Raw genomic sequence first — 15,038 nt, 5'->3', positions numbered from 1 at the left:
CTTTTAATAGTTTATACTTATTGACTTTATTTCAAAATCTGCATAACTGCTTTCTAATCCATGTTCGTGTATATCTAATCCTTCTATTTCTTCTTCCGCACTAACTCTTAAACCAGTTGTTACCTTAATTAACCTAAATAATAAAGTTGTTGTAATAAACGTCCATACCATAACTGTTAAAACCCCTAATAGCTGTATCCCTAAAAGCTTTACACCTCCACCATATAAGATTCCCCTTTAACTGCAAAAACTCCAACAAGTATAGTTCCAATCGAACCACATAAAGCATGAACCCCAATAGCACCAACTGGGTCATCTACCTTTAGTACTTTATCAATAAATTCTATTCCATAAACAATTGCAAATCCTGCGATAATACCTATTATAACTGATCCTAAAGGAGTAACAACATCACATCCTGCAGTAATTGCAACTAATCCTCCAAGAGATCCGTTTAAAGTCATACTAACATCAGGCTTTTTATACTTAATCCACGTAATAATCATTGTAACAAATGTTGCAGCAGCTGCAGCTAAGTTAGTCGTAACAAATATTGTTGAAATGCTTTCTACATTAGTTCCCGATAGAGTAGATCCAGGATTAAATCCAAACCATCCAAACCAAAGTATAAATACTCCTAATGCACCTAAAGTTATGCTGTGTCCTGGAATAGCATTTACCTTTCCATCCTTTGTATATTTGCCTATTCTCGGTCCTATAATACTTGCCCCAACAAGTGCTGTCCAGCCACCTAATGAATGTACAACAGTTGAGCCTGCAAAATCATGGAAACCTAACTTTGATAGCCAACCACCACCCCAAATCCAATGACCTACAATTGGATAAATTATAGCACTAATAACAAAGCTATACAAAATATACGCACTAAATTTTGTTCTTTCTGCCATAGCTCCTGAAACAATCGTAGCTGATGTTGCACAAAATACTGTTTGGAACATGAAAAATGCAAGTTTTGGAATGCCAAGTTGCAAATGCGCATACCCAGCTTTAGTTAACAAATCGATTTTTCCTATAAAACCTCCTATATCCTCTCCAAACATTAACCCAAATCCAAGTATCCAATATATTAAAGAACCAACAACAAAGTCCATTAAATTTTTCATAACTATATTTCCAGCGTTTTTAGCCCTTGTAAAACCAGCTTCGACCATAGCAAAGCCAGCCTGCATAAAAAAGACTAATGTTGTAGCAATAAGAACCCATACTGTATCAATAGATATTTTATAATCCATATAATCCCCTCCAATATCTTAAAATTAAAGAGGCCTACAGACATTCCCTTTAAGGAATACCTGTAGGCCCCATTGCCTACACAATTTGAAACGTATGCATACATTTCATTTATTAATTTATTATAATTATATTTATACAAATGCAATTTGTCAATATAAAAATTTCATATTTTAAAAAATCTTTATCCTTAAATTACAAATATAGTGTAAACCTTTTCTTTTAATTTTATAATAATCAATCATTGTTTTTTTAATTACAAAGCATAAAAATATATGATATAATAATCTATCATAATTTGAAAGGAAGATTATTATGTCCATAAGCATTGAAAAATTAATAAAGGATTTAAATTTAGAGATTATTGTAAGTGGTGATAAAAACAAAAGAATCGCTACCAGTGATATAAATAGACCAGGCTTGCAGTTCTCAGGGTACTATGACTACTTTGGCGAAGATAGAGTTCAAGTAATAGGAATGGCTGAGTGGAGCTACCTTGAAAAAATGGATCCTAATTTACGTTACAGAAGGATTAAAGACTTTTTTGAGTTTGATATTACAGCTATTGTAATTTCAAGAAATTTAGAGCCTCATAAGGAAATCATTGATACAGCAAAGGAACATAATATATGGGTTTTGAGAAGTTCTCTTCAAACTACACGCCTTGTAAAAGAATTGATTACTTACTTGGAAAAAGAACTTGCTGAAACTACTTCTCTTCATGGGGAACTTGTTGATGTATATGGAGTAGGCATATTAATACAGGGGAAAAGTGGAATAGGAAAAAGCGAAACAGCTCTTGAGCTAATAAAAAGAGGTCATATTTTAGTATCTGATGATGCAGTTGAAATAAAATGCGTTGGCGGAATATTATATGGCAGCAGCCCCTATAGCACAAATGGAATGATAGAGGTAAGAGGACTTGGCATTATAAATGTTACTGCACTTTATGGACTTAGCTCAGTTATAAAAGAAAAAATTATAGATTTTGTTATTGAATTAGAGCCCTGGAACGATGAACATGACAACTTTGATAGGCTTGGTAATAGCAATGAAACTATTGAAATTCTTGGAGTTCCGGTTAAAAAGGTCAGGATACCAATAAGACCAGGACGCAATATAGCAGTAATTATTGAGGCTGCTGCTGCAAACTATAGATACTTAACAACAACTTCAATTACACCAGTAGAAACAATTGAAAAAAGAATCGAAGAAGTAAATAATGAAAATATATTCTAATTTTATATCATTATACTTAATAATATTATTTGAACTAAATTCATTATTATTAAATTCTTAACGGAAAGTACAAAGGTATCCCTTTTTGTTTGTTTTTCAAAGAAAAGAGATATATTTTTATTTATAATAATAAATGTTAATAACGTTATTATTGAGATAGCAGGAGTTATTCTTAATACAATCAATAATATAATATCAATATATGCTATATAATACATGGCTTTAAAAATAGCCAAGCTATTTTCTTTACCCAGATATATTGGAAGCGTATATCTTTTGTTTTCTTTGTCATCATCAATATCACATATATTATTAGCAAGCATAACATTTGCAATACAATTAATAGTTGGAATAGATAGTAAAAATATATATATTACTTCTTTTAAATTCATCTGTAAAGTTAAAAACCCATTATTATACATTAGACTTATAATGCTTTCATTTACATGTATATATACTGCAAGAAATACTATTATAAACCCCATAAATATTCCTGAGAACATCTCACCTAAAGGCATTCTTGATATTGGTATAGGGCCAAAGGAATAAAATATCCCAACCGAAAAGGATATTATACCAATTATTAAAACAATAATATTTGTATTTAAATACAATAGTACTCCAAAGGTTGTCGCAATTATAAGAAGTATACATATAATAGCTTTAACATATATCTCTGATAAATTGTATTTTACTATGCCATTATGCATTTCATAGTTGTATCCGTGCTTTTTTACAGCTCTTTTATAATCACAATAATTGTTTATCGCAGTAGTTGCCATATCAAAAGTTAATAGTGAAACAAACATTAAAAGGAAGTTTTTTAAATTGAAAGTATTAAATCTATATAACGCATAAACAGTGCCGAGTGTAAAAGGTATTACACTGGCTATTTTTGTTTGTATTTCAACTAGTTTAAGGAAACTTCTAACTTTCAATTCAATCGCCTCTTTCTATTTTTTATTTGTCAACTTTTACTCTATATTTGTTTCTTGGCCTTCCTATTTTTCCATATTCCATTTCAATCTCCAGCTTATTTTCTTTTTCCAAATAATCTAAATATCTTCTTGCAGTAATTCTTGATACCCCTACTAACTTTGCAATTTGCTGTGATGTGAATGCTTTCCCTTCATTTGATTTATACCTTGTAATATTCTTTCGTAAGTATGTTTATTAAATCCCTTTATATCAATATCATCATATATTTCAATATCACTGCTTTCTTCATTTTCAAAATGTCTACTATCTTTTATAGTATATCTATCAATTATCTTTTGCTCAATATTTCCAATGTTTTCAAAGTTATTTTTTCTATCTTTATATAACAATAAAGCTTCTTTAAATCTATTAAACATAAACGGTTTTACTAAATAATCAACTGCACCATAGCGAAATGCTTCTTCAACTGTTTCAGTATTTCTATCTGCAGTAATCAAAATTACATCACATTTTATGTTTTCAGAACGTATCCATTTTAATAAATCAATACCTTTTCCCTGTGGGAAAAAAACATCCAACAACACTAAATCTGGAGCATCCTTTAAAAGTATCTCCTTTGCTTTTTCTAAAGAATTAGCACAAGCCTGTAGCTTAAATCCATCTATTTTTCTAAAAATTTAGAGTTAATTTCCATGACCATAGGATCGTCTTCCACAATTAACACTTTTATCATAGGCATTTTCCTTTCATTGGTATAAATATATCCCATATAACTCCATTTTCCTGTATGATGTTAATATTTCCTTGTGCAAAATCAACTATCTCTTTTACAATACTAAGTCCTATTCCCTATTACCAGGTTTTGTTGTAAAACCTCTTACAAAAATCTTATCAATTATTGCATCATCAATTCCAGGGCCGTTATCTTGAACTCTAATTTTTAGTCCTTCACTATCAGAATTTATTTTAACAATTATTTCCCATTTTCATATTTTACTAACTCCTCTATTGAATTTTCAACTAAATTTCCTATAATTGAACAAAGGTCATCAGGATTTATGTTTTTAGGCAACTCTTCTAAGTTAAATCCTTATCAATTTCTAAAGATATTTTTGCCTCAATTGCTTTATTATACTTTGCTAAAAGTAACCCTGCTACATGTGGGGTTTTTAATTTTATTTATTAAAATCTCTGAAACAGCCTGTCTTTGATGATATATATATTCGTAATATACTCAAGTGCTTTGTCATATTCCTCTAATTGTATAAGTCCCGAAATTGTGTGTAATTTATTCATAAATTCATGATTTTGAGCTCTTAAGCAGAGGTCATTTCTTTATTCCTGTTAGTTCTTCAGCCATCTTTTTAAATATCTGTTAAATCTTCAATATTGAAACTACTCCAATAATTTCGTTTTTATGATTTTTTAATAAAGTATGGCTGCACATCAATGTATTATCCTTACATATCTTAATTTCCTGATTATATATTGGTTCTTCATAAATTAAAGCTTTCATCATTTCATCTGCATATTTTAAATTCATACTATTTATGTTTTTCCTATATCCTCATTTTTAAAATTAAAAATATCTTTTGCAACTTTATTGAAAAATAATATATTCCCATTTTTATCTACTGCTAATATACCATTTTTAATGCTTTGTAATATTAAATCTCTTTGTCCTAGTAATAATGCAATCTCGCTTGGTTCTAGCCCAAAAATAGTTTTTTTAATTAAATTGGCTAAGATTGCAGCACTTATAATTCCAATAAGTAAACCTACAATTAATGTTATTTTAAACCATAGTATATGTGCAGCAAGTTCATTATAAACAGTATCTGTTAATAGTCCAACTAAAACTGCTCCAACCTGTTGTCCATTATAATAAATAGGTACAAAAGCTCTTATTGCAGATATTAAAGCATTCTTATCCTTTGAAATATAAGATTCACCATATTTTAATACCCTTTCTTCTCCTCCATCATTATATTTTTCCCTAATGATTTCCCTCGTGGGTATGAATATTTTATTCCATTCATATCCATTACAATTATATATTGAAACCTCGTTTTGTCACAAAAACAATCTATAGTATTTTGTACTATATTATAGTCCTTTTTGTATGCTAATGCCTCTTGTATTTTCTCCATAGATGCAATAGTAACAGCTATATCCATAGCATTATTCCCCATTTGTGTTTCAATGGAACGTTTAATCATGTAATATGAAGAAGCCCCTAATACACTAATTATATAAAATAATTATGGAACTTATAAATATTGTTAATTATACTGTAGTTTCAATTTCCTCAACTCCATAAATTACAATAATGGATTAGTTTTGCCCACTTTCTTTATTAATTCTTGCTTTTTTTAATGCATCATTTATTGCATCTATTAAACCTTTACTTGTATAGGTTGCTCCAGTAACAACCTCAACATCAGTACTATTTGCCTTAATAACCTTTTTAGGTATTATTTCATATACTTTCTTTGCAATTATTGGTATTTCCTCATCTTCTATTACTCTAATTTCTTTTATGTGGTATTTATCTGTTGCTAATTCAATTTTTATTTTGCCAACATGTCCTTCTCCTACACCGTAATAAGTGCCTTCTTTGTAAATAACTTTTTTACTTCCACATGAAGCAAATTGCATAGAAAGTACAATTATAATAACAATATATAACCTTTTCAATATTAAACCACCCCATTTAAACTAATAATTACGAATTAATAGTTTTTTGGGTGACTTCTTTAAGTATTTCTTTTGCATCGCAATCTGGTAATTTTTCTATATTATTAAAGGCTTTTTTTGTATATTTATCAGCTAATTTTTTTGCCTTTTCCAATACCTTTGTATTCATAACTAATCCAATAATTTCTTTTACGTTTTTTCCTTTAATGCCGAATTTTCTAATATTCTTTAATTTTACCTTCTTTATCCTCATTCATTGCATAGATAATAGGTAGTGTATAATAACCTTTAATTAAATCATCTTTGAGCATTTTTACCCATCTGCAGAGTATTCCATTATAATCCAGCAAGTCATCTATTATTGAAAGGCCATTCCAATATAATATCCTATTTTGCCTAATAAATTACAAATATCTTCATTACAATCTGATTCCTTTGAACCTACATATAAAGATATTAGCAAATAAAGCTGCAGTCTTTCCTGATATAATTTTTAAATAATTTTTTATACTCCCTTGGGTAGAAATATCTAATGTTATATTGCCTTATTTCACCCATGCATATTTTTGATATAGCATTAGATATATCTCTTAAATTCTCTGTTGAAATAATTGTACTTTGAAAGCATTATAAAACATTTGCAAAATAAAAAATCACCCACAAATAAACTGCATAAGCTTTTCCGTATTTTGACTGCAACGTTTCTATACCTCTTCTTAATTTTGATTCATCTATAACATCATCATGTATATAGTGTTGCAGTATGCATCATTTTCAACTGCAGCAGCTAAATTATGCATTTTTTCCATATCATAATGTCCAAATTTACCTGCTATTAGCATTAATCCTGGTCTTAGCATTTTCCCTCCCGCATCAATCAATGGGAAAATAGACTGTTCGAAATATTTGTCACTTGATTTTAAATTGCTTTTAATAATATTTTTTACAGATTCGAGTTCTTCAGCGATTTCAGGATATCTTGTCCAAAATTTATTCATTTTATCACCTATACCAATTCTTCATAAAATTTTTTTAATAGACTATACATTAACCAATATATAATTTTACTAAATAATTTATTAAACATCAAAAAAAGTTTTTCTCATAAATATCAATTCAATATTAAAATCAAATATCCTTTTAAAATTTATTAAAAGGATATTTGATTTTATTTTTAATCTACATATAGGTATAACTTCCTCACAAATCCAATATTCTTCCACCAATTCTTTAAAACTGGAAGTACATAATAATCTAAACCAAAAGTACTTCCTGAACCTCCAATCAAAGCAATTCCTGCACTTAGATACCAAAGCATTTCAGAAGGTGCCATACCAGATGCCCAAATCATTGTACCCATTGCAATAGAAATAATCGATGCTAATGCAGTAAATAATCCTACAATTAAACATAATCCTACTAGTATTTCACCTATAACCATACATGTTTGGAAAATATGTGCTAAGGTTGTAAAACCACCATCTCCAGTATAGAAGAAAGTATTCATGGACCATTTTACAATCTTTTGAATAAACTCAGGAACTGGTAATGCTGTCCCCCATTGTGAAGCTGCTTCTGCTGCTTTAGAAGCTGCCGCTGACGCTGCAGATGTTGCTTGTACTGCTGTATTTGTTGCTGCCTGTACAGAAGCTGCTGAAGATGCATCTGCCACTGGTGCTGGAATTAAGAAAATTTTTCCTGGATCATTTATTATCTTTGGTAACTTATTTAATCCTTCTTCTAACCACTTATAACCAACAAACACTCTCAATACTACAAGCCAAAAGTTTGGAGATGATTTTGCAAAATGCCCTCCAACAAAACTTCTTTTATCTTTTACATGGAAAAATTCATGTAGCATATATGACCAGCATTTATTAAATCCAGCAACTTGGAAGAAATATACAATATTTATAAAATGTTTAACAAACATAGCAAAGAAACCTGAAAGCATAAAGAAATTATTAGGTGTTCCTATGTGAGCTACACCGTATCGTCCTCCAATACAAACCATGGCACCATGGAATTTAGGTTTATAAGATTTCTTGTGATTGCCCTTTATATCTGCATATATATTATGTGCAACAAGGTCTGCAGAGTGTTCAGCATTCTCTACCATCTGGGGAACAGGCTTTTCTTCACCTTCAGGGATATAAAATATATTATCACCAACCACATAAACATTTTCAAAATCTACAGATTGAAGCTTATCATTTGTAACTATTCTTTTTCTTCCCTTTTGCTCTATTCCCATTTTTCCAACAATATCAGAACCTTCAATACCTGCAGCCCAAATAACAGTATTAGATTCAATAGCCCTATTTTCTGATAATTTAACTGCATCCTTTGTTACTTCTGTAATTGCTGCACCTGTTATTATATCAACACCTAATTTTTTTAACCTTTTTTCTGCTTTTTTAATTAGTTTATCAGGGAAAATAGGAAGTATTTTAGGAAGAGCATCTACAATATAGAGTTTAACTTCATTTTTATCTATATAAAAATCTTTACAAAGTCTATCCTTCCATTCCCCTAATTCACCTATCATTTCAACACCTGTAAAACCTGCACCAACAACAACAAATGTTAGCAATTTCTGTCTTTTTACCTTATTATTTTCTTTGGCTGCCATTCTAAACATGTTCAATATATGCTCACGCAAATTTACAGCATCTTCATAAGACCAAAGCTTATGGGTATATTCTTCTACTCCTGGTATCCCAAAAGTCGTTGGTTTAGATCCAGTTCCTATTACCAAATAATCATATTTGTATGAACTATTATTTGACTTTAATAATTTATTTTTAAAATCTATTTCAGCTATTTCATCAAGAACTACATCTACTTTTCTTTTTGTAAATATTTTTTTCAAGTCAATTCTTATTGAGTCTTCAGGAACTCTTCCTGCAGCAACTTCATGTAGCTCAGTAAGCATAGTATGATATGGTTTTTTATCAATTAAAGCAATCTCAACATTTTCATCTTTCTTAAATTTTTTAGCAAGCTTTTTGGCTGTCAAAACTCCACCATACCCTCCACCTAATACAACAATCCTTTTTTTCTCTTCCATATCTTGTCCTCCTTTTATTTGATATATATCAATGCAATTGCAATTTAATGATTTTAATGTTTACGTCTAAAAATTGGCGAGATATGCATGTCCTCTTAGTTAAAATTTTATCATAGAGTACATCAAAATCTATTTTTTTACTTCTTTTGTTCATTATGAATAGATTTTGTTATTATTGTTCATAACATTAAATTTATACTTTAAAAGGGTATACTGATTACAGTACACCCTTTTATACTTACTTAGCCTGACTTAAAGCTTGTTCAGCTAATTTAAAGAAATTCATAACATGAATTGATACTCCTGATATTGCATCAGTATGTCCTTCTGCATCTTTATAAGTTATAGCCTTTGGATCCTGTTTTTCTATTAAATATGCTTCTACTTTTGCTGCCTGCTCATGCCATTCTGCTTGAGCTTTTCCTTTTTCCTTCATACCATAAGTACCCTTTACTGATTGAGTCTTCTTATCATCTCCACCTGCTTTATTTACTGCATTCCAGTTCGCTGCAACAATATAGCCGTTTATAACAGTAATATCTACTGTTTCTTTCCATCCTTGAGCATCAAAATTTGCTTGTTCAGCATGATATGCTCCATCTTTATATGGTCCTTTTTGCACAGGGCCATTAGCTAAAGCTTTTTCAGCTAATTTAAAGAAATTCATAACATGAATTGATACTCCTGATATTGCATCGGTATGCCCTTCTGCATCTTTATATGTAATGGCCTTTGGATCCTGTTTTTCTATTAAATATGCTTCTACTTTTGCTGCCTGCTCATGCCATTCTGCTTGAGCTTTTCCTAATTCCTTCATTTTATATTTTCCTTCTTTTGATAGAGTTTTTTTGTCAGGACCTGCATTTTTATTTGCTGCATTCCAGTCAGCTGAAACTATTTTACCATCTTTAACTTCAAGTGTAACAACATCCTTCCATCCGCTCTCTTTATCAAAATCATCTGCTTGAGCAAAATAAATACCATCTGCATATTTAGGTTTAGATGTTTCTTGAGTGTTGGAACTTGTGTTGCTACTTGTGTTATTATTTGTATTACCACTTGTAGTATTAGAACCACATCCTGACAACAAACCTACTAAAAAGACCAAAGTTAGAACAATTGACATAATTCTTTTCTTCATAATATTCCCCCCATTTTTTGTTTATAATTAATGTCCACAATTCCATTTTATTTTGTTGTTAAAATTATGTCAATGAATAGAGCTTTTTTGTTCATTTTGGTCTTTTTATTTTTAAATTTAAAAATTCTCAATCAAATTATCTATTTTAAGGTATTTACTAATGTCCAATGTTTTCTATTGAAATTTCAATTCTATCACCTGACTTTAACCAAATCTGCTTTTCTTCAGGATATCCTAAAATCACTCCTCCTGGGGTACCAGTAAATATAATATCTCCTTTCTTTAACGTCATATATCTTGATACGTAGCTAACAATTTCAGCACAATCAAAAATCATATCACGTGTATTTGCAGATTGACGGATTACACCGTTAACTTTGCATTCAATTTTTAGATTTTTAGGATCTATTTCATCTTTTGTTGTCAAATATGGCCCAATTGGAGCAAAAAAGTCACTAGTTTTACCTAAAAGCCACTGTCCTGTTAAAAATTGAAGATCCCTTGCTGATATGTCATTTCCAGCTGTATAGCCGAATACATAAGATAAAGCCTCTTCTTTAGAAATGTCTTTTCCTTCTTTCCCTATAACAATAACAAGTTCAGCTTCGTAATCAAACTTTGATGCATACTTCGGAAGAGGAATGATTTGATTATGTGCTGCTAAAGCATTATTAAATTTACTAAAAAGAACAGGTACTGTTGGAACATTCATTTTTGATTCTGAAGTATGGCTTAAATAGTTTAAACCAACACAAATAATCTTTTCTGGATTTGTAACACATGGTGCATAAGTAATTTCTTCCTCAGAAATTATTTTATTAGTTTTTTGTGCTAATTCCTTTAACTTCTTTAAAGCATCTTCCCCAGCAGAAATAACCTCTTCAATAGTTAACGGAACATCCATAGAAAAATCTGCAGCAGCTTTTTCTACATCAATTATTCCTTTTTCAGTTTTAATTCCCAGTCGAACCTTCTCTTCCAATTTAAAATTAACAAACTTCATGCAAATCTCCCCTTTTTTAATATTTTTATTCTTTATATCTCAATGCCCTTTTTAAACTGTGTATTATATATTTCAGCATAAAACCCACATTTTTGCAAAAGTTTTTCATGGGTACCTCTTTCTATTATCCTTCCGTCCTTTATTGCTATTATTTCGTCTGCATTTTTAATTGTACTTAACCTGTGTGCTATAATAAAAGTAGTTTTTCCTTTCATTAGATTAAGCATTGCTTTTTGTATTGCTATCTCTGTACGTGTATCTATTGATGAAGTTGCCTCGTCTAAAATAAGAATTGATGATTGTGATAATACAGCCCTTGCAATTGCAAGCAATTGTCTCTGTCCATGTGATAAGTTGCTCCCATTATCTGATAAAATAGTATCATAGCCATCAGGAAGCTGCATTATAAATCTATGAGCATTTGCTATTTTAGCAGCCTGTTCTACTTCTTCATCAGTAGCTGTCAATCTGCCATATCTTATATTTTCCCTTACACTTTCAGAAAAAAGGAACGTATCCTGTAATACCATTGAAATTGATTTCCTTAAACTTTTTCTTTTTATATCATTTATATCTTTTTCATCAATAATTATCTTTCCACTGTCAATATCATAAAACTTTGTTAATAAACTTATTATAGTAGTCTTTCCAGAACCCGTTGGGCCTACAATAGCAACGGTTTCACCTTTATTTGCCTTTAAACATATATCCTTTAGTATTTCTCTATCCTTAGAATACGAAAAGTTGACATGCCTAAACTCAACTTCTCCTTTTATGTTTTCTAATTCCAGGGCCTTTTCGCTATCACTTTCTTTAGGCTCATCCATTACTTCAAATACTCTTTCTGCACCTGCTAATGCTGACTGTATTGTATTAAAAGTATTTAAAAGTTCATTTATAGGACGAGTAAAATTTCTCATATAAAGTATAAATGAAAACACTACTCCAACAGTTATATCCATCCCAGAGAGTATAAAATATGCTCCACTAACAGCAATAATCAAATACGCAAGATTATTAACCAGATTATTTACCGGTCCCATAACCCCAGATAGAGCCTGTGCAAATATAGAACTTTTAGTAAGCCTTTTATTTATCTTCGAAAACTCCTTTTTAACATAGTCCTCCTTGTTAAACAGTAGTATAACTTTCTGACCTGATATTATCTCTTCTATATATCCATTTAACTTTCCAAGCTCTTTTTGCTGTTTTATAAAAAAAGGCTGGGTTTTATTAACAATAATCCTTGTTAATATAAACATAAGAGGAACAGTAGTTAATCCTATTATTGTAAGCTTTACACTTAAAAGAATCATTGCTATAAGCATTCCAATAATATTTATAACTCCAGAAAAGAACTGCGTTATATTCTGTGATAACGTCATATTTATATTGTCTACATCATTGGTAAGCCTGCTCATTATATCTCCACTGGAATGAGTATCAAAATATTTAATAGGTAACAATTGTATGTTTTTGTATAAATCTTTTCTTATGTCTGCTGAAGTTTTTTGAGCTATATTTACCATTAATTTATTTTGAATATACATGCAAACAACACTTAAAATATACATGAACATTAATATGATACAAATTCTATAAAGTCCTGCCATATCGCCTTTTTCTATAAAATTATCTACTGTATATCCATTTAACCTTGTACCTAAAATATTTATAATTGTTGTTATTATATTAAGAAAAAAAACAAATATCAATATCTTTTCTTTACCATTTAGATATTTTAACAGTCTTTTTAATGTACCTTTTGGATTCTTAAGCTTCTCAGCTTTATTTTGAAACCTTGCCATAGGTCCGCCTTGACCAGGTCCATGTTCACCAGGCCTTACATTGGGCATAATCCTTTCATTAGGCATTTAAAAGTACCTCCTCTCCTAACTGTGAAACGGCAATACTTCTATATATCTCATTTTCTTTTAATAGTTCTTTATGAGTTCCAATAGCTGATACCTTTCCATTATCAAGAACAATAATTTTATCAGCATCACATACTGCTGAGATTCTTTGGGCAATTATAATTACAGTATTGTCTCTCATCCTTTTCTTTATGGCATTCTGAAGCTTTGCTTCTGTTGCCATATCAAGGGCACTTGATGAATCATCCAAAATTAATATTTTTGGATTTCTTATCAAAGTCCTTGCAATAGATAAACGCTGTTTTTGCCCTCCTGAAAAATTTTTCCCTCTTTGTTCTACAATGCTTTGATAGCCATTCTCCTTTTCTTTTATAAATTCAAAGGCCTGAGCATCCATAGCTGCATTTTCAATTGTTTCAAAGTCTGCATTACTGTTTCCGAATTTCAAATTATCCTCAATGGTTCCCGAAAACAATATACTATCTTGTAATACAACCCCTATGTTTTTTCTCAAATCTTTTAGTTTAATATTTTTTACATCAATACCTCCAATTAAAATCTGCCCTTCAGTTGCATCATATAGACGAGGGATTAAACTAACAAGAGAACTTTTTCCTGCTCCAGTCGCTCCTATTATTCCAACTTTTTCTCCCTGTTTTATCTTAAAAGAAATATCTGTCAATACATATTCACTATGTTCACTATATTTAAAAGAAACATTTTTAAATTCAATATCAAAACTTTTCATATCAGCAGCAGAGTTGCTATCTTGTATAGATGGTACAGTATTTAATACTTCATTTATTCTATCAGCTGATGCCTTTGCACGTGAAAAATTTAATACAAGCATAACTACCATAATTAATGAATTCATAATCTGAATAAGATAGTTAATAAAAGCCATTATCTTTCCTATTTCTAACGTCCCGTTATTTACTAAATGACCTCCAAACCATAATACAGCAATAACACTTAAGTTCATTAAAATAGTTACAATAGGCCAAAGCATCATATTCATATTCTGAGCTTTAATAGACGTTTGCATTAAATCATAATTGGCATTGCTAAATCTTTTTTCTTGACTTTCTTCAATAGTAAATGCTTTTATTACACGCACTCCCAAAATACTCTCACGCATAACAGTATTTATCTTATCAATCTTTTCCTGAACAGCTGAAAATAGAGGAAAGGATTTTGCAAATATAACTATAACCGATAATATAATCAGTGGAATTACAATTAAAAAAATAATTGACAGCTTTCTACTTAAGGATATAGCCATTATAATACCACCTATACATAAAAGTGGTGCTCTAACTGCAATTCTTAACGCCATAAGAAACATAGTCTGGAATTGAGTAACATCATTTGTTAGACGCGTAATAAGGGAGGAAGTCTTAAATTTATCTATCTCTAAAAAAGAAAAGGTTTGTATTTTTTCAAAAAGGCTTTGTCTTAATTTTTCTCCTAAATTCATAGCTGCTATTGATGAAAACACGGAACATCCAGCACCGCCTATAAGACCAATTAATGCTACCAAAATCATTTTCCATCCAGATGATAAAACATAAGCAATATTTTTGTTACCAACTCCTATATCAATAATATCTGCCATAATTTTAGGCTGCATAAGATCCATCGCTACTTCAACAAACATCATAATAGGAGCTATAATAGCACAAATTATTGCTGAACCCTTTAAATATTTTAAAAGTTTAAACATTTTTACCACCTCTATTTTTTATATTTTCATAGAGCCTGAGTATGTAAAAAATTTTGTGTAAAGTGATTTAAGTATCTCCTTCTTGGCAAGAATTAAGAGAA

The 15,038-nt window shown here is 30.2% G+C and carries 17 protein-coding genes and 2 pseudogenes; 1 reads left to right on the top strand and 18 read right to left on the bottom strand.

Going from position 1 to position 15,038, the window contains the following annotated elements:
* Positions 1-33: 33 nt before the first annotated feature.
* Positions 34-1,253 (bottom strand): annotated as a pseudogene (locus FDN13_RS14010) (ammonium transporter); the annotation flags it as partial.
* Between the two features lie 313 nt (positions 1,254-1,566).
* On the opposite strand from FDN13_RS14010, the gene hprK reads away from it, so the two are divergent.
* On the top strand, positions 1,567-2,490 hold the full coding sequence (gene hprK / locus FDN13_RS14005) for an HPr(Ser) kinase/phosphatase (RefSeq protein ID WP_138980961.1): 924 nt from the start codon (positions 1,567-1,569) through the stop codon (positions 2,488-2,490).
* Positions 2,491-2,492: 2 nt separating this feature from the next.
* Here the strand turns inward: hprK and FDN13_RS14000 are convergent, their stop codons facing one another.
* From FDN13_RS14000 to FDN13_RS13930, 17 genes and pseudogenes are all read right to left on the bottom strand, one after another.
* A complete protein-coding gene (locus tag FDN13_RS14000) occupies positions 2,493-3,428 on the bottom strand; it encodes a 1,4-dihydroxy-2-naphthoate polyprenyltransferase (protein WP_138980960.1) in 936 nt (311 codons plus the stop codon).
* A 22-nt stretch (positions 3,429-3,450) separates the two neighbouring features.
* Positions 3,451-3,594 carry a hypothetical protein gene (locus FDN13_RS14640; protein ID WP_371414851.1) on the bottom strand — a complete coding sequence of 48 codons (144 nt, stop codon included), beginning with the start codon at positions 3,592-3,594 and terminating at the stop codon, positions 3,451-3,453.
* The gene (locus FDN13_RS14460) at positions 3,582-4,040 is read right to left on the bottom strand and encodes a response regulator (protein ID WP_305781729.1); all 459 of its coding nucleotides are present in this window, start codon (positions 4,038-4,040) and stop codon (positions 3,582-3,584) included. The genes FDN13_RS14640 and FDN13_RS14460 overlap by 13 nt, the downstream gene beginning before the upstream one ends.
* Positions 4,041-4,271: 231 nt before the next feature.
* Complete coding sequence (locus FDN13_RS14635; RefSeq protein WP_371414850.1) at positions 4,272-4,394, bottom strand: ATP-binding protein; 123 nt, start codon at positions 4,392-4,394, stop codon at positions 4,272-4,274.
* 217 nt (positions 4,395-4,611) lie between these two features.
* A pseudogene (locus tag FDN13_RS14630) lies at positions 4,612-4,740 on the bottom strand (Spo0B domain-containing protein); the annotation flags it as partial.
* A 64-nt stretch (positions 4,741-4,804) separates the two neighbouring features.
* Positions 4,805-4,972, bottom strand: coding sequence for a hypothetical protein (locus tag FDN13_RS14275; protein ID WP_168190175.1), 168 nt, complete (start codon positions 4,970-4,972; stop codon positions 4,805-4,807).
* 5 nt (positions 4,973-4,977) lie between these two features.
* Positions 4,978-5,097: a PAS domain-containing protein gene (locus FDN13_RS14625; protein ID WP_371414849.1), complete on the bottom strand. Its 120-nt coding sequence runs from the start codon at positions 5,095-5,097 to the stop codon at positions 4,978-4,980.
* 290 nt (positions 5,098-5,387) lie between these two features.
* Positions 5,388-5,606, bottom strand: a complete 219-nt coding sequence (locus tag FDN13_RS13975; RefSeq protein WP_138980958.1) for a hypothetical protein — start codon at positions 5,604-5,606, stop codon at positions 5,388-5,390.
* A 157-nt stretch (positions 5,607-5,763) separates the two neighbouring features.
* Positions 5,764-6,126: an FMN-binding protein gene (locus FDN13_RS13970; protein WP_138980957.1), complete on the bottom strand. Its 363-nt coding sequence runs from the start codon at positions 6,124-6,126 to the stop codon at positions 5,764-5,766.
* A 28-nt stretch (positions 6,127-6,154) separates the two neighbouring features.
* The gene (locus FDN13_RS13965) at positions 6,155-6,379 is read right to left on the bottom strand and encodes a hypothetical protein (RefSeq protein ID WP_138980956.1); all 225 of its coding nucleotides are present in this window, start codon (positions 6,377-6,379) and stop codon (positions 6,155-6,157) included.
* Positions 6,380-6,753: 374 nt separating this feature from the next.
* The gene (locus FDN13_RS14620) at positions 6,754-6,834 is read right to left on the bottom strand and encodes a hypothetical protein (RefSeq protein ID WP_371414848.1); all 81 of its coding nucleotides are present in this window, start codon (positions 6,832-6,834) and stop codon (positions 6,754-6,756) included.
* A gap of 23 nt (positions 6,835-6,857) precedes the next feature.
* Positions 6,858-7,124, bottom strand: coding sequence for a hypothetical protein (locus FDN13_RS13955; protein ID WP_138980955.1), 267 nt, complete (start codon positions 7,122-7,124; stop codon positions 6,858-6,860).
* Between the two features lie 176 nt (positions 7,125-7,300).
* Positions 7,301-9,196 carry an FAD-dependent oxidoreductase gene (locus FDN13_RS13950; RefSeq protein ID WP_138980954.1) on the bottom strand — a complete coding sequence of 632 codons (1,896 nt, stop codon included), beginning with the start codon at positions 9,194-9,196 and terminating at the stop codon, positions 7,301-7,303.
* Positions 9,197-9,434: 238 nt separating this feature from the next.
* Positions 9,435-10,337, bottom strand: coding sequence for an FMN-binding protein (locus FDN13_RS13945; protein WP_138980953.1), 903 nt, complete (start codon positions 10,335-10,337; stop codon positions 9,435-9,437).
* A 157-nt stretch (positions 10,338-10,494) separates the two neighbouring features.
* The gene (locus FDN13_RS13940) at positions 10,495-11,340 is read right to left on the bottom strand and encodes a fumarylacetoacetate hydrolase family protein (RefSeq protein ID WP_138980952.1); all 846 of its coding nucleotides are present in this window, start codon (positions 11,338-11,340) and stop codon (positions 10,495-10,497) included.
* Positions 11,341-11,372: 32 nt separating this feature from the next.
* Complete coding sequence (locus tag FDN13_RS13935; RefSeq protein ID WP_138980951.1) at positions 11,373-13,214, bottom strand: ABC transporter ATP-binding protein; 1,842 nt, start codon at positions 13,212-13,214, stop codon at positions 11,373-11,375.
* Complete coding sequence (locus tag FDN13_RS13930) at positions 13,207-14,937, bottom strand: ABC transporter ATP-binding protein (protein WP_138980950.1); 1,731 nt, start codon at positions 14,935-14,937, stop codon at positions 13,207-13,209. Before FDN13_RS13930 ends, FDN13_RS13935 begins: the two co-directional genes overlap by 8 nt.
* Between the last annotated feature and the right edge of the window lie 101 nt (positions 14,938-15,038).

This window comes from Caloramator sp. E03 (genome assembly GCF_006016075.1).
Classification (GTDB): Bacteria; Bacillota; Clostridia; order Clostridiales; family Caloramatoraceae; genus Caloramator_B.
This window is presented reverse-complemented; position numbering and strand designations above follow the sequence as displayed.

Bases quoted from the DNA above. Each gene is read 5' to 3' on its own strand.
- hprK (WP_138980961.1), top strand. From the start codon at position 1,567: ATGTCCATAAGCATTGAAAAATTAATAAAGGATTTAAATTTAGAGATT.
- FDN13_RS14275 (WP_168190175.1), bottom strand. From the start codon at position 4,972: ATGAATTTAAAATATGCAGATGAAATGATGAAAGCTTTAATTTATGAA.
- FDN13_RS13975 (WP_138980958.1), bottom strand. From the start codon at position 5,606: ATGGATATAGCTGTTACTATTGCATCTATGGAGAAAATACAAGAGGCA.
- FDN13_RS13965 (WP_138980956.1), bottom strand. From the start codon at position 6,379: ATGAGGATAAAGAAGGTAAAATTAAAGAATATTAGAAAATTCGGCATT.
- FDN13_RS13955 (WP_138980955.1), bottom strand. From the start codon at position 7,124: ATGAATAAATTTTGGACAAGATATCCTGAAATCGCTGAAGAACTCGAA.
- FDN13_RS13950 (WP_138980954.1), bottom strand. From the start codon at position 9,196: ATGGAAGAGAAAAAAAGGATTGTTGTATTAGGTGGAGGGTATGGTGGA.
- FDN13_RS13945 (WP_138980953.1), bottom strand. From the start codon at position 10,337: ATGAAGAAAAGAATTATGTCAATTGTTCTAACTTTGGTCTTTTTAGTA.
- FDN13_RS13940 (WP_138980952.1), bottom strand. From the start codon at position 11,340: ATGAAGTTTGTTAATTTTAAATTGGAAGAGAAGGTTCGACTGGGAATT.
- FDN13_RS13935 (WP_138980951.1), bottom strand. From the start codon at position 13,214: ATGCCTAATGAAAGGATTATGCCCAATGTAAGGCCTGGTGAACATGGA.
- FDN13_RS13930 (WP_138980950.1), bottom strand. From the start codon at position 14,937: ATGTTTAAACTTTTAAAATATTTAAAGGGTTCAGCAATAATTTGTGCT.